A 16,820-nucleotide genomic window follows, 5' to 3' on the forward strand; every position below is an offset into this window, starting at 1 on the left:
TTTCCCCGCCGTCAGATCCTGACGCCGCCGGCCCTGAGGTAGGCGAGCGGATCGACGTCCGAGCCGAACCCGGGCCCCGTCCGCACCTCGAAGTGCAGGTGCGGGCCCGTGACGTTCCCGGTGGCACCGGAGCGGCCTATGCGCTGGCCCGTGGCGACGGTCTGGCCGGCCCGCACGGCGATGGCCGAGAGGTGGGCGTACTGCGTGTAGCGGCCGTCGGAGTGCCGGATCACCACCTGGTAGCCGTACGAGCCGCCCCAGCCCGCGGCCACCACCCGCCCGGCCGCCGCCGCCTTGACGGAGGTGCCGGTCGGCACGAGGAAGTCGACGCCGGTGTGGTACCCCTTCGACCAGTGGGATCCGGCGACGTGGTAGCCGGTTCCGACGGACGCGGTCACCGGGGCGACGAGGGCGTGCCGGGCCGGGGGCGCCGTGCGGTGCGTGGTGGGGTGCTCCGAAGGGGCTTTCCGCTTCGGCGACTTGGGGGGCGCGGTGTGGGTGTGGCCGCCGCTCAGGCTGAGTCTCTGACCCGGCAGGATCATGTCGGGATCGGCGCCGATCGTGGCGCGGTTGCCCGTGTACAGCGCCCGCCAGCCGCCCGGCACACGGTGGTCGCCGGCGATGCCGGAGAGGGTGTCGCCGTGCACCACCGTGTACATCTCGGCCCGGCCGGCCCGGGACTGCGGGGTGGTCTGCGGCTGTACGTCCTTGACCGAGCGGGACCGGGCGGGCGCGGATTGCGCGGGGCGGGTGGCGGCGGTCTCGGTGTGCACGTCCGGGTCGCCGCCGCCCCGGGCCAGCCCGGCCCGACCCGAGCACACCGGCCAGGCGCCCGGCCCCTGCCCGTCCAGGACCTTCTCGGCGACGGTGATCTGCTCGGCGCGGGTGGCGAGGTCGGCGCGCGGTGCGTACCGGGTGCCGCCGTACGCCTCCCAGGTGGACTGGGTGAACTGCAGCCCGCCGTAGAAGCCGTTGCCGGTGTTGATGCTCCAGTTGCCGCTGGACTCGCAGGCGGCGACCTTGTTCCAGGTGGCCGCGTCGGCGGCGTCCGCGGTGCCGGCGGCGACCAGCGGCAGCGCCAGGCCGGCGCCGCCCGCCGTGACGGTGAGTGAGGCGCGGTTGATCCTGTTCGGCTGGTACCGGCGATGCCGGCCGCGTACGGCCATGTCCGAATTCCCCTCGGCATGCGTCAGGAGCGGCAAAAGTAAGCGCCACGAACAGGCCATGACAAGACAGGAAACCGGCCTGGCACCGAAGCCAGTTGGCCGGAAGCGGCCCCTGCCCGAGCCGGCGGGCCGGTGACTGAGGCGGAAGGCGGTCGCGCCGCGTACTCATGCGTGGCGGGTCGGATGTGCGCTCGCCGTAGCGGCACGTCAGGATGGGCGAGGACCCGTACTGACGGAGCCGTAGTACACGAGGCAACCAGGGAGCAGGCGGTATGAGCACTTCAGCGCAGATCGGCGTCACGGGCCTCGCGGTCATGGGCCGCAACCTCGCCCGGAACTTCGCGCGCAACGGGTACACGGTCGCCGTCCACAACCGTACGGTGTCCCGGACGAAGGCGCTGGTGGAGGAGTTCGGGCACGAGGGCGACTTCGTCGCGGCCGAGACCGCCGAGGAGTTCGTGGCGGCCCTGGAGCGTCCGCGCCGCCTGGTCGTCATGGTCAAGGCGGGCGGCCCGACGGACGCGGTGATCGAGGAGTTCGCCCCGCTGCTGGAGCCCGGCGACATGATCATCGACGGGGGCAACGCGCACTTCGCGGACACCCGTCGCCGGGAGCGGGAGCTGCGCGAGCGGGGCATCCACTTCGTCGGCGCGGGCATCTCCGGCGGCGAGGAGGGCGCGCTGAACGGCCCGAGCATCATGCCGGGCGGTTCTCCGGAGTCGTACGACTCGCTGGGCCCGATGCTGGAGAAGATCTCCGCGAAGGCCGCCGACGGCGCGCCGTGCGTGACGCACGTGGGCCCCGACGGTGCCGGGCACTTCGTGAAGATGGTCCACAACGGCATCGAGTACGCCGACATGCAGCTGATCGGCGAGGCGTACCAGTTGCTGCGCGACGTCGCCGGGTACGAGCCCGCGCAGATCGCGGACATCTTCCGCAACTGGAACACCGGCCGGCTCGACTCCTACCTGATCGAGATCACCGCCGAGGTGCTGTCCCACGTGGACGAGGCCACCGGCAAGCCGTTCGTGGACGTGGTGGTGGACCAGGCCGAGCAGAAGGGCACCGGCCGCTGGACCGTGCAGATCGCGCTGGACCTCGGCGTTCCGGTGTCCGGAATCGCGGAGGCGGTCTTCGCCCGTTCGCTGTCCGGCCACGCCGAGCTGCGGGCCGCGTCGCGGGACCTGGCCGGGCCGAAGCCGGCCCCGCTGGGCGAGTCGGAGGCGGCGGCCTTCGCGGACCGGGTGGAGCAGGCCCTGTACGCGTCCAAGATCGTGTCGTACACGCAGGGCTTCCACGAGATCGCCGCGGGCAGCGAGGAGTACGGCTGGGACATCGACCTCGGCGCCGTCTCCTCGATCTGGCGCGGGGGCTGCATCATCCGCGCGGCCTTCCTGGACCGCATCCGCGCCGCGTACGACGCCCGGGGCGACCTGCCGAGCCTGCTGTCGGACGAGACGTTCGCACGGGAGATCGCCGACGCGCAGGACGACTGGCGCGAGGTCCTGATCGCCGCGACCCGCCAGGGGGTACCGACGCCCGGCTTCGCGGCGGCGCTGGCCTACTACGACGCACTGCGGGCGCCGCGCCTGCCGGCGGCCCTGACGCAGGGCCAGCGGGACTTCTTCGGGGCGCACACCTACCGGCGGGTGGACCGGGAGGGTTCGTTCCACACGCTGTGGGGCGGGGACCGCTCGGAGGCGTCCGCCTGACGGTACGTGGCGAGTCTCCGACGGGCACCTTGGCGGGACCTGGTGGGGACCTGTCGGGGACCTGTTGGGGGCTTGATGGGGACCTGACGGGCGCGACGGGGGAAGGCCCCGGGGGCCGGAGGCGTCCGACCGGCCGGGCCTCGCCCGACGGAGCCCCTTCCGGGGCGTAGTGGGGTGCGGGGCGGGCGCGGCCGTTCGTGTCACGCGGCGGAAGCGCTCACCGGCCCTTCATCGCCCCCCTTTCGTGCGTGCCGGTCGCCCCGGCGAGGGGGGCAGACCCGGCCGAAGGTGTGCGCCGCCGGGGCCGCGGTGGGGCGCGGGGCGGGGCGCCTGTTCGTGTCACGCGGCGGAAACGCTCCCTGGCCCATCATCGCCCCCCTTCCGTGCGAGCCGGTCGTCTCGACGAGGGAGGGCAGACCCGGCCGAAGATGTTCGCCGACGGGCCGCCGGGGCCGCGGTGGGGCGCGGGGCGGGGCGCCTGTTCGTGGCACGTGACCGAGCCGCGCATCGGCACTGCACCGTGCCCTCTTTCGAGCACGTCGAGCACCCGGGCCGTCTCAGGTGAGGGGCGGGCCCGGTTCCGGATCGGGTACGGGTTCGGGGCCCGGCGGGATGGGTGAGGGAGAGGGCGAGGGCCCCGGCGGACCGGGGTGCGGCGGGGCCGGTGGCGGGGTCGGGGTGGGGCCCGGCGGGGGCGGGGTGGGCTGCGGTCCCGGTTCCGGCGGCGGGACCGGCGAGGGGTACGGGTCCGGCGGGGTCGGCTGCGGGCCCGGGCCCGGTGTCGGGCCCGGCGGGACCGGGTCGGGGTGCGGGTTCGTCATGGTGTCCTCCGGGCAGTCACGAGACGTTCACGGGACGTCGCCTCTGGACTACTCCCCCGCCTACCCTTCGGCAGCGCGGCCACTCACCCGACGGCAGCACCGAAGGGGTCCGGGCGGGTGGCCCCGTGTGGGCCCGGCGACACGGGGCCGCATGGGGCGGAGGCCGGGGCCCGGGAGCAGCGTCTGCCCGCTCAGAACCGTTCCGGGTGGGCCCGCAGCCAGTCCTTGGCGGCCGACAGCAGGCCCGGTTCGGCCGGCGGGGCCACTTCGGGGTGGCGTTCGGCCCACTGCACGACGTACGGGCACAGCGGGGCCACCGGGACGCCCTCGCGCTCGGCGAGGGCGTACAGCTCGCGGGCGAGCGACCCGGCGATGCCCCTGCCCTCGTGGGCGGGCTCGACGACGGTGTGGACGGGGACCAGGGCGCGCGCGGGCGCCTCCAGCACGAAGTACTCGATGCGACCGACGACTTCACCGCCGCCGACGGCCTCCAGACGGCCCGCCGCGCGGTCGTCGCGGATCTCCGTTTCGCTCATGGCACCCACGCTCCTGGTCCTGTCGCCGCTCCGCCGGCCGGCCGGCCGGTCAGGCCCCTACGGCCTGCGGGCTGCGCTGCTGGTCCGACCCGGGCACCGGCTCGGACGGGTCGGCGCCGAGGGACACGATCCGGTTGCCGGCGTCGACATGCACGACCCGGGGCCGCAGCGCGCGGGCCTCCGCGTCGGTGACCTGGGCGTAACTGATGATGATCACGAGGTCCCCGGGGTGCACCAGGTGGGCCGCGGCCCCGTTGATCCCGATCACCCCGGACCCGCGCTCGCCCTCGATGACGTACGTCTCCAGCCGGGCCCCGTTGGTGACGTCGACGATGTGCACCAGTTCCCCGGGCAGCAGGTCGGCCGCGTCGAGAAGGTCGGCGTCGATGGTCACGGATCCCACGTAGTGCAGGTCGGCCTGGGTGACGGTGGCGCGGTGGATCTTGGACTTGAACATGGTGCGCAGCATGTTGGACTCCTGGAAGACGGCTCCCTGCCTGCTTTGTACAGGTCAAGGGCGGTCTTCACTGTACACTGAGCTGTTTCACGTCCGCTGCTCGCGGATCGTCCTGATCGACGCGATGGCGAAGGGTAGTTGCCTGGTGGCGCCCTGCCCCTCCGCAGCAGCCACTCACGGAGCCGGCCGTGAACGGGCGAGCAGACGTACGGGATCTTGATGGTGCACCGGCGCCTGGTCCGCGACCGCGAGCACAGCTGTCCTCCTCCGCGAACGACCGGGGGGAGCCGTACCGCGCCGGCGCCAGGCCGCCGGGGTCTGCCGGGCGCAGGGCGGGCGCGGGGCGCGGGTGAGTGCCCTCGGACGAGGCAGGGCACTCAGCCCGGAACGACCAGTGATTCGGGCGCTCCGGTCATGACGGCGACGGGGACCGCCAGGTGCGCCTGCATCGCGCCGGGCCGTCCCGTACGTCCCTGCCACCGTGCAACGTCGGCGGCCGGAGGTGCTGACCGGTGATGCCGGTGCGGCGGTGCCACCGACCCGCGCCGGCCGCGGTGGGGCCCGCCCGCAAGCGAGACCGCCGGCTACGCCTCACCCGCAACGCGCACATGGACATGCGCGCGTTGCGGGCCACGGCACCGGACGCGCCAGTGGACAGGGCGCGGAGTGCCGGTGAGGCGGCCGGAGTGCGGGACTGATCGACTCAGCCGCCGCTCTTGCGCCTGAACGACCGCTGGCTCGCGGCCGGGCCGTGCGCCGCACGCACCTTGGACGCATCCGGGTTGGCGGCGACGTCTGCCGCCTCCGCCTGCGCACCGCGCTTGCGCGCCAGGGCTTCACGGAACTTGCGCTTGAGGTCGTAGTTGCCGTCGCTGTCCGGCGACAGAGGGGACGTCTCGGGGGCAGCCGGCTCCGAACCTTCCGTGATGACGGGCTCTTCAGTCATGGTGACCTCCTGGGTTCGGGGGTGGGCCAGCACAGCTTGTCATGCCGGGCGAGGTGCGGGACGCCGGCATCGTCATCCTGCTCCGCTTTGTCGGGTTTCCTTCTCGAGGCCGGGGGCGTTCGCTTCGTGAGGGAAACGCGGGACGGGATCAGGGCCTGGCCGCGGGCTGTCGATCCCGTGGCCAGGAGAACCGCTGACGGGGCCACGGCTCTCAGCCGTTGCGTCGTACGAGGGCGGCCTTGCGGGCCTCGGCGAGCTTGCGTGCCTCGCCGGCCTTTCGGGACTTGCCGCCGACACCGCGGGAGGTGCCCTTGCTGGTGCCGAGGCCGCGGAAGGGGGCGTTGCTGTTCTTGGGCCGGGGGACGGCGGGCCCGCCGTCGAGCGGGGTGCCGGAGGGAGCCTTGGCGCCGGTGATCCGGCTCAGTTCCGCCTCGCCCGAGCGCACCTTGGTGACGGTCGGCTCGATGCCGGCCTCGGCCATCACGCGGCTCGTCTCGCGGCGCTGGCCCGCCAGCACGAGCGTGACCACGCTGCCCGTCTCACCTGCGCGGGCGGTGCGGCCGGCCCGGTGCACGTAGTCCTTCGGGTCGGTGGGCGGGTCCACGTTGACGACGAGATCGAGGTCGTCGACGTGCAGGCCACGGGCCGCCACGTTGGTCGCCACCAGAACCGTGATCTGACCGCTCTTGAACTGCGCCAGGGTCCGCGTGCGCTGTGGCTGGGACTTGCCGCTGTGCAGGGCCCCGGCATGCACCCCGCTGGCCCGCAGATGGCGGGTGAGCTGGTCGACGGCGTGCTTGGTGTCGAGGAACAGCAGTACGCGGCCGTCACGGGCGGCGATCTCCGTGGTGACGGCGTAACGGTCAGGGCCGTGGACGACCAGAACGTGGTGCTCCATCGTCGAGACCGTGCCCGCGGACGGGTCGACCGAGTGGACGACGGGATCGTGGAGGTAGCGGCGGACCAACTGATCGACGTCACGATCCAAAGTGGCCGAGAACAGCATCCGCTGACCGTCGGGGTGCACCTGGTCGAGCACGTCGACAACCTGCGGCAGGAATCCCAGGTCGCACATCTGGTCGGCCTCGTCCAGCACGGTGACCCCCACCCGTCCCAAGCGGCAGGCGTTGCGCTCGATCAGGTCGTGCAGGCGTCCGGGGGTGGCGACGAGCACCTCGGCTCCCTCGCGCAGCGCGGAGACCTGCCGGCCGATCGACATGCCGCCGACGACCGTGGCCATCCGCAGCCGCAGCGCTTCGGCGTACGGCGCCAGCGCCTGGGTGACCTGTTGGGCCAGCTCCCGCGTGGGCACGAGGATCAGGGCGAGGGGCTGCTTGGGTGCCGCGCGCCGCCCGGCCGTGCGTGTCAGCAGCGGCAGGCCGAAGGCGAGTGTCTTGCCCGATCCGGTGCGTCCGCGTCCCAGGACGTCGCGGCCCTTGAGGGCATCGGGCAGTGTGGCGGCCTGGATCGGGAAGGGTTCACGCACCCCGAGTCCGCTCAGTCTCCGCAGCACTTCCGCCGGCAGCTCAAGATCGGCGAAGGAGAGGGCCGGCGGCAGCGCCGGAGTCCTGACTCCGGCCTGGGCGGGGACGCCGTCAGCGATGCCGGAGTCGTCGGGATGCTTCATGAACAGCCTTCCGCAGGGAAACGTACCGAGGAAGGCCCGGCAGGAGGGAACAGCTCGCGCACAAGCGGAACCGAACAAGCAGAATCGCCCACCGCGACGACCACGCAAACGCATGACAGTAACACAAGGCACCACGTCACGTCGGGACACCGATCACTCCTCCTGCCTCGCCGACCCGACGCGGCCCGACGAGTTCTACGGCGCAGGCTGTGGGTTCCCGTCACTGGACCGGTATCACCCAACGCCTCCCCTGGCCGACTGGCCCCCTGCCGCAGCCCTGGTCTGCCAGGGACCGGGCGTCGGCAGGCAGGCCAGGGCAGTCCGCGGCCGATACCGTGGACGGTTACCGCTTCAGTAGTCGATGGTGTGGCCGGTGATGATGCCCTTGGCTGTTCCCGTGGTACTCAGGGGAGGCGAGGCGGTGGGCCGGTCGGTCAGGAAGTACTCGCGGAAGTCCGTGCTGGTGTTGCCGGTCATCAGACGGATGGTGCGGTCCCAGTTGCCGCCGTCGGGTCCGTTCGCCGCCCACAGGTCGAGCAGGGAGCTGCCGACCCGGCCCTGAACGGTGTCACCGGCGTCCCAGCCGGAAGTGGAGCGCCCGTTGGCGAAACTGGCGGAATTGCCGTCGGGGTAGACGAAGCGGTAGTCGCCCAGGACGTAGGCGGCCACCGCGTCGGCGAATCCCTCGGTCCAGGCGCAGGTGGTGGAGCTGCTCCTGTTGATGTAGTGCGGGTTGCAGTTGGTCACCCGGGGGAACCAGCGGTTGTACAGCTGCCACTGCAGCCAGTGGCCTGCCTCGTGCAGGACCAGGTGGTGGGAGTCGGGCATGTCGCCGGCGAGGATGACGTAGTTGGTGTTGCCGTAGTCCCAGTAGCCACCGTCGCTGGTGTTCGGATCCCAGACCACGGTGAGCTGTTCGCAGGCACCGTTCGCCTGGTGGCTGGTCCAGCATCCGGAGACGGGGTTGCTGCGCTTCCAGTACAGCAGGTTGAGCGTGTCCTCCACGTTCCAGGCACCCTGGATCGAGCCGGGCACCTTGACCGTTCCCAGGTCCCGGCTGGTGGAGACGCCGGTCAGTGATGCGGTGGTGAACGAGTACGGAGTGGTCGACCGGCGGTCCGGAATGACGCGCCAGGTCTGTGTGCTGGCGGAGAGGAACCTCATGTGGAGCTCGGGAAGGGGGCCGGTGGCCTGGTAGCAGGCGTTGAATTCCCCACCGCCGACGCCGGTGAGTCCCGACGTCAGCAGGCGCGAGGCGGCACCTGGCGAAGTCTGACCCCACAGTTCCCAGTTGGCATTGCGTGCCCGTGAGGTGACCCAGGGCTTGGCGGTCCCGGCCTCGGCGTCGCGGTGGTCGAACGCCAGCGACCCGGTCAGGCAGATGGGGGACGCGGCAGCGCTCGCTCGCGAGGTGGCCAGAGGGGCGATGGCCAGGAGCAGGCCCACCACTGCGGGAGCCAAGCCACGGGTGAGGGCCCGTGTGCTCCGACGCCGGGTGTCGGAGGGAAGGGATCGGTGTGCGGCGTGGGGCGCGGGGCTTGGTCGCGGTCTCCGAGGGGGCAGCAGAGCGGCGATCCACGAAGAAGAGGACAGGTGCGGCATGTGGTCCCTCCTTGCAGTTGAGGAACGGAAGGCGGTGCGTACCTGCACGCAGGCGGCACGCGTCGAGCGGACAAGCGGAGGTGCACGGCCTGCCGGTCATCGATCACAAGGGCGAGGTACGGCCCGGACGGGCAGGCAGGCAGGCAGGCAGGCAGGGGTTGTCTGCTCGCTGAACGGCGCACTGTCGAGCGGGCCCATGAAGCGGTCGCGGGAGCGTGCCGGCACATTGCCCGGAGCTGTCATTCAGCGAAGTGGTTCGGTGCGGAATGGAGACGAAGTGCGGCTGTCTACCTCCTTGTGGCCGCCGCGCCGGGGTTGCACAGATGTGGCCCGGACGACTCCGGCAGGGAGAAATCACAGCGCACGCGAAGAACCAGGCAAAGTGCCTCGTTGCACATCCTGGCCAATCGTGCGTGACCGGTTTACCTGGCACATGCCTGAAACCGGAGCGAACGCCGACCCTGTGCACCCCCGCCCGCACACCACTCGGAACGCACATGCCCCGGCACGACCGGCCGCCTCACCGGGAACGGCCGGAAGACCACCTCCGAAGCGTCTCGTTCATCATCCCCAGGAGGGAACAGTCGCTCTACGAGTTGACGAACGCCCAGGGGTCAGATCGCGCGCAGGTCATGGTCGAGCAAGTGCCAGGGCGGCGCCGAACCTACAGAATCCTGTTCCTACCGCGCGGTGCGCCCGAGATGTCGGCGCTTTCTTGCCGGACGCGCTGCTGATGTGGCGGGGCTGCGCTGGGGCCGGGACCGATCATCGCGGGGGTTCTGCAGCGATTCGTGGGCGGGGTGCCCTCGCTCCTCGGGCGCGTTCCACATCCGGCGGCGCTCACCGATCAGCTGAGCACCCACTCGGCCGGGGGATGAGGCAGGGCGAGTGCGGCAGGATCTGTCACCAACGAGACCTCGAGACCGACGAGTTGATCCGGCGAGCAATTCTCAGCGCAACGAAGCCTCGGCCCTTGTGAGCAGGTGACGGTCCCCTGGCCGCTGCACAGCTCGTGCCATGGCAGACAGGAGAGTGCGATGTACCCGCGACGTGACGGTGAGGAGTCGGCCGGTGGCCCTGTGGCGGACGCGGCGAACCGGCCGGCCGAGGACACCGCAGGCCTCGCCCGGCGGAAGGTCAGGGCGATCCAGCAGGAGGCCCTGAGCGCTCTCAGGCGGTTGGGTGCCGGTGGAGCGCTGCTCGCCGGCGCGGGCACGTGCGGTGTACTGGCTCTCCGGGCCGCGCACGAGGCAGTGCTGCGGGGAGCCGGATCCGTGATGCCGAGGGGACGGGCCGCCGTGACGCCGACCTGCCTTTACGCCTCCGCTGCCGCCGCGCTCGGCAAGGCCGCCCGGAACCGGCTCCGCTCCGCCGCTGAGGCCACCGCAGACACCATGGCCGAGGAAGCCCAACCGTTTGAGCAAGGGCAGTCTTGCCCGGCTCCCGGCCCCGCCGGCGTCGACCGGGACACGGACGACCTGGAGTGACCGGTGCGCCGCGTGACTGTGGTGGGCCGGCCATCCACACGATCACGCAGAGAAGGCGACGACGGAGCTGTCGGTCATTCGCACGCCGGGCAGAGACCGGACTGCCCCGGAGGATGGCTCAGCACCCCTCCGGCTGTGCCCGGCACGCGGCTGGGCACTCCCCAATCGTCAGGCCTCGCGATCGTGGAGGGCCGACCGCGAAGGCAACCGGCGTCACGGGCCGGCAGCGCTGCACCGGTCATCCCTCCCGACCCGCGGGAAGGTCCAGCGCCCAGCCGAGTGGGTGCGGATCCACCCCTCCAGTCGACGCGGGCGGTTCACCGCCGGCCTCGTTGAAGGCGCCCAGCGCCTCCACGAGCGCCAAACGCTGCGTCGGCCGTAGGCGTTGGACGATGGCGGCGATCTCAGCCCTGCGCCGAGCCATCGCCGTCTCGACCGTGCGCCGTCCTTCCTCCGTCAGCCGCAGCATGGTCTCCCGGCGATTGGCGGGATTGTGCTGCCGGTCGGCGAGCCCCGCCGCGATCAACCGGTCCACCATGCGCATGGCCGTCGACGGCGCGACCTGCAACAGCTCGGCCAGGTCGACCAGCTTGGTGGCGCCACGGCTCGCCAGCACGACCAACATCCTGAACTGCGGCAGGGTGACCCGCTCCTCGACCTCGGCAAGCGAGCGGGCGGAGACCGCCACAAGCAAGCGGGAAGCGGTCAGCACCGCTCGCGTGACCGCGTCCACGTCGTCCAAGTCCCCCATCGGGGTTCCACCCTCCGCCATAGCTCCTTTCTATCGCGCCAGGCCGCAGCCCCGACCACTTCGGAGCAAGTTCCTGCACAAGGCCCCGTACCAACCGCTTCCCCAGCCCCTCCCCGAGGCCGTCGGTCCCCGCCTGGCATCTGCGGAGGGCGCACCGCCCTGCCACACCCAGTGGCGGCGCCCCCGCCCGGAGGTGGGCGGGACGGACGGGAAAAGTCTCCTTCAGGACGTGTCGTCCGGCGGTTCCCCGTGCACGGGCTTCGGTGGTTCGTCGAAACGCACCTTGATCTTCTGGAAGCCCTTGAACGCCTCGGTGGCGGCGTACGACCTGTAGGCACGGCGGTCCCCGGCGCTCAGGTACACCCGGTCGGTGAACGGAGTGAGCAGACTGCGCGGCCACAGGCTCATCACCCGGACGGCCGCCACTTCGGCCGCCGTGACGAAGATGAGCGCACCGACGTACAGCCAGGCGAGCAGGCCCAGGACGATCCCGAACATCCCGTAGGTCGCGGTCGCGCCGCGCAGGACGTGACTGACGTAGTAGGAGCCCGCCCACTGAACCACCTCCCAGGCGCAGGCCCCGCCCAGTGCGACGCCGGCCAGCCGGCGCAGCGGGAGCACCCGGTGGGTCAGCAGCCGGTACCCCAGGAGGAGCAGAACGGCGTTCAGGCACACGGACGCCACGGTGGCGAAGATCCGGTTCGCGCCCTTCAGCGGCGCCCCGAACAGGTAGCTCTGCGAAGCCGCCACCGACAGCAGGGTGAACGCGGCCAGTCCGAGGGCGAGGAGCAGCAGGAACAGCAGGCCTTTCACCCGCGAGTGGAAGGGGTCGGGACGTGCGTGCCGGGGGACCGCCCAGATCTTGTTGAGCGCGTACTGCGCGGCCTGTGCCACGCCGAGGGACCCGTAGAGGCTGCCCGCGATGCCCACGGCGAGCGCGGCCCCGCTGCTGTGGAAGGAGTGGATGTTCTGTCCGAGCTGGTCCCCGATGACCGGGAACTCGCCCAGCGCCGAGTCCGTGATCCGCTGGCGCAGAGCGGGATCGTCGCTCAGGACGGTGCTCAGGACGGCGAAGAGGATCAGGAGCAGCGGGAAGAGGGAGAGGAAGCCGTAGTAGGTGAGGAGGGCCGCGAGGTAGGCGGCCTGATCGTCGTAGAACTTGTACACGACGGCCACCGGCAGCCCGACCCAGCGGTGCCGTCTCTGGAAGGCGTCGACGCGCCTGAGGAACATCATGGCCGGTGCTTGCGGGGTATCGGTCCGGAAGACTGCGATGGCATGGGAAGAGGTCCCTCCGACGGGAGCATCATCATTGCGGCGTCCGCCCCCCACCGTGTTCGCTGTGCCAGGCGACGGCGCGTCCGATCTCCGTCTCGTCCAGGCCGGTCCGGCACTCCGGCTCTACGACAGTGAGGGCCGGCGGGCCACTGGTCAGGACGCGGTCGACCTTCGCCGCCCCGGGTTCCTCTGGGGTGAGAGGCCGACACCGGCAGGTCTCCCTCAGCGTGGCGAAGACGGACCGCGCGGACCCGCTTCTCCCGTCGCTTCGTCATCCCGTCTCGCCTCCCCGGGAATCGCGTGTGCTGGACGATGTCATATCCGTTCCTTCAGCCCGGCCCTTACCAGCCTGCTCGAGGAACAGGCCTTACCCGGAAGGCGACGATCGAAAGGGTGTCGGCCCTGATCGCGGCAGGGATTCCTTCCGACCACAGCGAGTGTCCAGGCGAAGACGATCCACTCACTCGCGATGTCACCGAGCGCGCAGCCGGCACCATAGTGACTGACCGCTCGCGGTGCTCCGGGGATCTGCGGGAGGGGCGTGGCCGGGATGTCGCGGGTCGTCCGGCGGGACGGCTTCGGCATCGGTGTCGACTCTCCTCAGACAGCCCGGGTCAGGCGGTCCGTGTCCCGTGGACGCGGTAGCGCTCGGCGTCGGACCACTTGACCTCCAGGCCGTGGCCGGGCCGGCCGGTGTCGGGACGCAGGGCGCCGCCGTCCGGTGACAGGGTGCCGTCGAAGAGCAGGCTCTCGACCCGTACGTGGTCGTGGAAGTACTCCAGGTGCCGCAGCCGGCGCACGGCGCAGAACGCGTGGGCCGAGACCGCCGGCGCGCAGTGGGCGGACAGGTCCGGGTGATGGGCCGCCGCCAGGCCCGCCACCTCCAGTACGCCGGTGATGCCTCCGCAGCGGGTGACATCGGCCTGGAGACAGTCCGCGGCGGGGCCTTCGACGAGATGGACGAAGTCCCGTGTGGTGTAGGCGTACTCCCCGGCCGCGATCTCCAGCCGCGCGGGGCCCCGCTCGCACAGCAGGCGCAGACCCTCCAGGTCCGCGGAGCCGACCGGCTCCTCGAACCACCGCACGTCCCACTCGTCGTGGAACCTGCGGGTCCAGTACAGCGCCTGCTTGCGGCCCAGTGCCCCGTCGGCGTCGGTGAAGATCTCCGGCTCGTCGCCGATGGCCTCGGGGGACTCCTCGCCCCGGGCGGACGGCCCGCTGCCTCCCGGCGCCGCCTCCACACGACCCGGAGGCGGCGCTCCGCTGCCCCTGGCCGTGGACGACTTCCCGGGCAGGCCGCTCGTCCCGGGCACGGTCGTGGCTGTGGCTGTGGCTGTGGCTGGGGCCGTGGCGGCCGTGTCCGTCTCCGTGGCCGCCGTCGGCCTGCGCGGGAACGTGCCCGGCCCCCATTGCCGCGACCTCCGGGCCGGCGCGCTCCTCGGCAGGGGCTGAGGGGGCGGGGGTTGAAGGAGCGAGGGCCGACGGAGCGAGGGCCGCAGGGTTGAGGGGAGCAGGGTCGAGATGCCCGAGCATCTCGCGCAGTCGGGCCAGGCACCGGGCGAGCAGGCGGGACACATGCATCTGTGAGATGCCCACCGTGGCCGCGATCTGCTGCTGCGTCTGGTCGTGGAAGAAACGCAGCACCAGGATGCGACGCTCCCGCTCCGGGAACCGCCGCAACGCCTCGACGAGTTCCACGCGTTCGGCGACGGTCTCGATCCGGGCGTCCCGGTCGCCGAACACCTCGCCGAACGCGGGCAACATCCCCTCCCGGCCCTCCAACGGCGCGTCGAGCGAGCGGGGCCGTGCCGCGTTCCGCGAACGGATGGCCTCGGCCACCGCGTCCTCGGACAGGCCGCAGGCCCGGGCGATCTCCCCGAGTGACGGCGGGCGACCGCCACCCGTCTGTTCGAGCTCCCGCCGGACGCGCCGGACCTGTTGTCCGGTCTCCTGCACGGCACGGGGCAGTCGTACGAGTCCGGTCCGGTCCCTGAAGTGGCGTTTCAGCTCACCGGTGATCGTCGGCACCGCGTACGACAGGAAAGCGTGTCCCTGGCCGGGGTCGTAGCCGTCGATGGCCTTGACCAGGCCCACGCAGGCCACCTGGAAGAGGTCGTCCTGTTCCTCCACACCGGTGTTGCGGTACTTGGCGGCGATCCGGCGGGCCACGGGGATCAGGGTGCGGATGGCTCGTTCCCGGGCCGCCTCCCGCTCACGCCCCGGAGGGTGCGAACCGATCCGGCCGACGATCTCGTCGATGCGCAGAGACGTGAGCGCGCCGTCTGTCTCGTGCTTCCCCGGCGGACGGAGGGTGGTCGGCGGGTTCATGTGAGCCTCTGCGCTGGAGGGTCTTTGCTGGGCTGCACCATGGGTCCCCCCGACTCCTTTGGCCTTTGCAAAAATCACCCGCTCGGCGATGACTTCGGGTGGAGTCGCGGGTGGAACGGGTCATTCTGGTTTCGCGTGCGGTGACGATGTCGTGCGCAGTGCCCCCGCCGCGGAGAGACGTCCGTGTGCCTGGTGAGGGCCGAGGGCGTGCGGCACGTTTCACGCCCGGTCGGCCTGGTGACTCAAGCAGCGAGCCGGCCCGGCCGCCCTGCCGTCCAAGGAGACAGAAGCATGGAACACATCGGCAACCGCGTGTGGGCGATCCCTGAAGGGTTCATTCCGGGGTCGAGTACCGGTCCGGAGTCGATGGCCAGTCACGAGACGGCATGCATCCTCAACACCGGGGACGCGGACGCCCACGTGGAGATCACCTTGTTCTTCCCGGACCGGGAACCCTCCGGACCCCACCGGGTCACCGTGCCCGCCCGGCGCACCCTGCACCAGCGGTTCAACGACCTCGCGGACGACGGGCTCGTCCCGGTCGGCGGCGACTACGCCTCGGTCCTGGTCAGCGACGTACCGGTGGTCGTCCAGCACACCCGCCTCGACAGCCGGCAACCCGCCAACGCGCTGCTGTCGACCATCGCCTACGCCGTGAACTGACCGGTCGCCCCGACAGGACCGCCGGGTGTACGGCGGCGGCAGGAGGCTCGTACGACCAGCCCGTGCCTCAGCGGCGAACGTTCCCTCGGAGGCCACCATGACCCACGCGGACATACGGTCGCATGTGCCCGGCGCCGTGCGCCTCATGCTGCTGTCCGCCCTGCTGCTCGCCGGCGTCGGCGCGATCGGCGGTCTTGTCGGACTGGTGGCCCTGACCACGACCCTCGGCCCGACCGCCTACCTGCTGCCGGCCCATCCGGAATCGGTGACCGCGCGCCTGCGCACGGCGGTGGCCGGCCATGCCCTGGCCATCGCCGTGGCCCTGGGGTCCCTGGCCGTCTTCGGCCTGTGGAGCCACCCTTCCGTCGCCGAGCAGCACCAGGACACCGTCGGACAGGTCGGCGCCCAGGCACTCGCGGTCGGCCTCACCCTCTTCCTCCTCCACCTATGCGAGGCCCATCACCCGCCGGCCGCCGCCACGTCACTGCTGATCACCTCCGGCATCTGCCGGCCCGGACCCGCGCTGTACGGGCTGCTCGTCGGTCTCGCCCTGGTGCTGGCCCTCGCCCCGCTGCTCGCCGCGGCGACGTCCCGCGCCGCTGGGAGCACCGATGGCTGACATCCCCTCCGCCAACGGTGTCCCTGCCGTTTCCCGCCGACCGCGGCGGCGTACTCACGTCCGAACCGGGAGACCGGGCACCGTGGAGCGGGAGGAGCACGTATGACCAGCGGGAGCGGCCCGGCCGTGCCCGCGTTCCCGGTGACCGGCGCCCAGCCGGACACGGGAGCGGCCGGCAACGGCCCGCCGCCGGAACGACGCACCCAGAGCCTGCCGCAGGCCGAGACCCGCTGGGACCGCGCCGAACTCACCGCACACGCGGTACGTGTCGAAGCCGGCCCCGCGGTGTCCCCATCGGGGAGCGCCGGATGAGGAAGTCGACGATGGCCGCCATGACCGCGGTCCGCATCGCGTGGGGCGCCACCCTCACCGTGGTCCCCGGTGCCGTGCTGCGTCGGTGCCCGCGCACGCGGGCGAGTACGGCCGCGAACACCGTCGTACGGCTGCTGGGCGCCCGCCACGTCGTGCAGGGGCTCGCCACGGCCGCGGGAATCGTACCGGCCGCGTGGGCCGTCGTGCCCGACGCCCTGCACGCGGCCACGATGGCCGGCCTGGCGCTGGGCAGCGAGGAGTGGCGCACGGCGGCCTGCTTGGACCTCGCGGTCGCCGCGGCCTTCACGGCAGGCGGGCTGCGCGCCGCCCGGACGGCTGCGCCGTCGGCGCCCTCGGCGTGACGCGCGGCTCGCCGTCGGCCGTTCGGACCCGTGCCGCCCCGCGCGGGCGGCCGGCGTTCAGCCACGGAGTCCACGGGAAACACGGCACCGGGTGAAGAGCCGAACGGCGACCGTGGAGTACCGGTGCTGACGGGCCGTCCGACGACGGCGCTG

14 protein-coding genes and 2 pseudogenes are annotated in these 16,820 nt (G+C 71.9%); 6 read left to right on the forward strand and 10 right to left on the reverse strand.

The window, feature by feature from the left end; all coding sequences use genetic code 11:
* Nucleotides 1–11: 11 nt before the first annotated feature.
* On the reverse strand, nucleotides 12–1,166 hold the full coding sequence (locus ACZ7N4_RS26370; RefSeq protein WP_471362160.1) for a transglycosylase family protein: 1,155 nt from the start codon (nucleotides 1,164–1,166) through the stop codon (nucleotides 12–14).
* Nucleotides 1,167–1,438: 272 nt separating this feature from the next.
* Here ACZ7N4_RS26370 and gndA point away from each other — a divergent pair, with 272 nt between their 5' ends.
* Nucleotides 1,439–2,878 (forward strand): NADP-dependent phosphogluconate dehydrogenase, encoded by a 1,440-nt coding sequence (gene gndA, locus ACZ7N4_RS26375; RefSeq protein ID WP_471362163.1) that lies wholly within the window; start codon nucleotides 1,439–1,441, stop codon nucleotides 2,876–2,878.
* 1,012 nt (nucleotides 2,879–3,890) lie between these two features.
* Here the strand turns inward: gndA and ACZ7N4_RS26380 are convergent.
* The 5 genes from ACZ7N4_RS26380 to ACZ7N4_RS26400 form a co-directional block, all read right to left on the reverse strand.
* Nucleotides 3,891–4,235 carry a GNAT family N-acetyltransferase gene (locus ACZ7N4_RS26380; RefSeq protein WP_471362166.1) on the reverse strand — a complete coding sequence of 115 codons (345 nt, stop codon included), beginning with the start codon at nucleotides 4,233–4,235 and terminating at the stop codon, nucleotides 3,891–3,893.
* A 49-nt stretch (nucleotides 4,236–4,284) separates the two neighbouring features.
* Nucleotides 4,285–4,704, reverse strand: coding sequence for an aspartate 1-decarboxylase (gene panD / locus ACZ7N4_RS26385; RefSeq protein WP_014676382.1), 420 nt, complete (start codon nucleotides 4,702–4,704; stop codon nucleotides 4,285–4,287).
* Nucleotides 4,705–5,395: 691 nt separating this feature from the next.
* A complete protein-coding gene (locus ACZ7N4_RS26390) occupies nucleotides 5,396–5,638 on the reverse strand; it encodes a DUF5302 domain-containing protein (protein ID WP_471362169.1) in 243 nt (80 codons plus the stop codon).
* Nucleotides 5,639–5,849: 211 nt separating this feature from the next.
* Complete coding sequence (locus ACZ7N4_RS26395) at nucleotides 5,850–7,265, reverse strand: DEAD/DEAH box helicase (protein WP_471362172.1); 1,416 nt, start codon at nucleotides 7,263–7,265, stop codon at nucleotides 5,850–5,852.
* A 351-nt stretch (nucleotides 7,266–7,616) separates the two neighbouring features.
* Entirely contained in the window at nucleotides 7,617–8,714 is a 1,098-nt protein-coding gene (locus tag ACZ7N4_RS26400; RefSeq protein ID WP_471362174.1) for a metalloprotease, read from the reverse strand.
* A gap of 1,190 nt (nucleotides 8,715–9,904) precedes the next feature.
* Here ACZ7N4_RS26400 and ACZ7N4_RS26405 point away from each other — a divergent pair.
* Nucleotides 9,905–10,354 (forward strand): phage holin family protein, encoded by a 450-nt coding sequence (locus ACZ7N4_RS26405; protein ID WP_471362176.1) that lies wholly within the window; start codon nucleotides 9,905–9,907, stop codon nucleotides 10,352–10,354.
* A 238-nt stretch (nucleotides 10,355–10,592) separates the two neighbouring features.
* Here the strand turns inward: ACZ7N4_RS26405 and ACZ7N4_RS26410 are convergent, their stop codons facing one another.
* The 4 genes and pseudogenes from ACZ7N4_RS26410 to ACZ7N4_RS26425 form a co-directional block, all read right to left on the reverse strand.
* Nucleotides 10,593–11,126 carry a MarR family winged helix-turn-helix transcriptional regulator gene (locus ACZ7N4_RS26410; protein ID WP_471362179.1) on the reverse strand — a complete coding sequence of 178 codons (534 nt, stop codon included), beginning with the start codon at nucleotides 11,124–11,126 and terminating at the stop codon, nucleotides 10,593–10,595.
* A gap of 201 nt (nucleotides 11,127–11,327) precedes the next feature.
* Nucleotides 11,328–12,341: a YihY/virulence factor BrkB family protein gene (locus ACZ7N4_RS26415; protein ID WP_471362182.1), complete on the reverse strand. Its 1,014-nt coding sequence runs from the start codon at nucleotides 12,339–12,341 to the stop codon at nucleotides 11,328–11,330.
* Between the two features lie 656 nt (nucleotides 12,342–12,997).
* Nucleotides 12,998–13,567 (reverse strand): annotated as a pseudogene (locus tag ACZ7N4_RS26420) (enolase C-terminal domain-like protein); the annotation flags it as partial.
* Between the two features lie 355 nt (nucleotides 13,568–13,922).
* A pseudogene (locus ACZ7N4_RS26425) lies at nucleotides 13,923–14,711 on the reverse strand (SigB/SigF/SigG family RNA polymerase sigma factor); the annotation flags it as partial.
* A gap of 291 nt (nucleotides 14,712–15,002) precedes the next feature.
* Between ACZ7N4_RS26425 and ACZ7N4_RS26430 the strand changes: the two are divergent.
* From ACZ7N4_RS26430 to ACZ7N4_RS26445, 4 genes are all read left to right on the forward strand, one after another.
* Nucleotides 15,003–15,374: a sensory rhodopsin transducer gene (locus tag ACZ7N4_RS26430; protein WP_471362185.1), complete on the forward strand. Its 372-nt coding sequence runs from the start codon at nucleotides 15,003–15,005 to the stop codon at nucleotides 15,372–15,374.
* Between the two features lie 97 nt (nucleotides 15,375–15,471).
* Nucleotides 15,472–15,993 carry an HPP family protein gene (locus ACZ7N4_RS26435; RefSeq protein ID WP_471362188.1) on the forward strand — a complete coding sequence of 174 codons (522 nt, stop codon included), beginning with the start codon at nucleotides 15,472–15,474 and terminating at the stop codon, nucleotides 15,991–15,993.
* A gap of 102 nt (nucleotides 15,994–16,095) precedes the next feature.
* Entirely contained in the window at nucleotides 16,096–16,305 is a 210-nt protein-coding gene (locus tag ACZ7N4_RS26440) for a hypothetical protein (RefSeq protein ID WP_471362191.1), read from the forward strand.
* On the forward strand, nucleotides 16,302–16,667 hold the full coding sequence (locus tag ACZ7N4_RS26445) for a hypothetical protein (protein ID WP_471362193.1): 366 nt from the start codon (nucleotides 16,302–16,304) through the stop codon (nucleotides 16,665–16,667). The genes ACZ7N4_RS26440 and ACZ7N4_RS26445 overlap by 4 nt, the downstream gene beginning before the upstream one ends.
* Nucleotides 16,668–16,820: the final 153 nt, after the last annotated feature.

Source organism: Streptomyces sp. NPDC107654, assembly GCF_055639035.1.

Bases quoted from the DNA above. Each gene is read 5' to 3' on its own strand.
- ACZ7N4_RS26395 (WP_471362172.1), bottom strand. From the start codon at position 7,265: ATGAAGCATCCCGACGACTCCGGCATCGCTGACGGCGTCCCCGCCCAG.
- ACZ7N4_RS26380 (WP_471362166.1), bottom strand. From the start codon at position 4,235: ATGAGCGAAACGGAGATCCGCGACGACCGCGCGGCGGGCCGTCTGGAG.
- ACZ7N4_RS26410 (WP_471362179.1), bottom strand. From the start codon at position 11,126: ATGGCGGAGGGTGGAACCCCGATGGGGGACTTGGACGACGTGGACGCG.
- ACZ7N4_RS26440 (WP_471362191.1), top strand. From the start codon at position 16,096: ATGACCAGCGGGAGCGGCCCGGCCGTGCCCGCGTTCCCGGTGACCGGC.
- ACZ7N4_RS26445 (WP_471362193.1), top strand. From the start codon at position 16,302: ATGAGGAAGTCGACGATGGCCGCCATGACCGCGGTCCGCATCGCGTGG.
- ACZ7N4_RS26405 (WP_471362176.1), top strand. From the start codon at position 9,905: ATGTACCCGCGACGTGACGGTGAGGAGTCGGCCGGTGGCCCTGTGGCG.
- ACZ7N4_RS26435 (WP_471362188.1), top strand. From the start codon at position 15,472: ATGACCCACGCGGACATACGGTCGCATGTGCCCGGCGCCGTGCGCCTC.
- ACZ7N4_RS26430 (WP_471362185.1), top strand. From the start codon at position 15,003: ATGGAACACATCGGCAACCGCGTGTGGGCGATCCCTGAAGGGTTCATT.
- gndA (WP_471362163.1), top strand. From the start codon at position 1,439: ATGAGCACTTCAGCGCAGATCGGCGTCACGGGCCTCGCGGTCATGGGC.
- ACZ7N4_RS26390 (WP_471362169.1), bottom strand. From the start codon at position 5,638: ATGACTGAAGAGCCCGTCATCACGGAAGGTTCGGAGCCGGCTGCCCCC.
- ACZ7N4_RS26415 (WP_471362182.1), bottom strand. From the start codon at position 12,341: ATGATGTTCCTCAGGCGCGTCGACGCCTTCCAGAGACGGCACCGCTGG.
- ACZ7N4_RS26370 (WP_471362160.1), bottom strand. From the start codon at position 1,166: ATGGCCGTACGCGGCCGGCATCGCCGGTACCAGCCGAACAGGATCAAC.
- panD (WP_014676382.1), bottom strand. From the start codon at position 4,704: ATGCTGCGCACCATGTTCAAGTCCAAGATCCACCGCGCCACCGTCACC.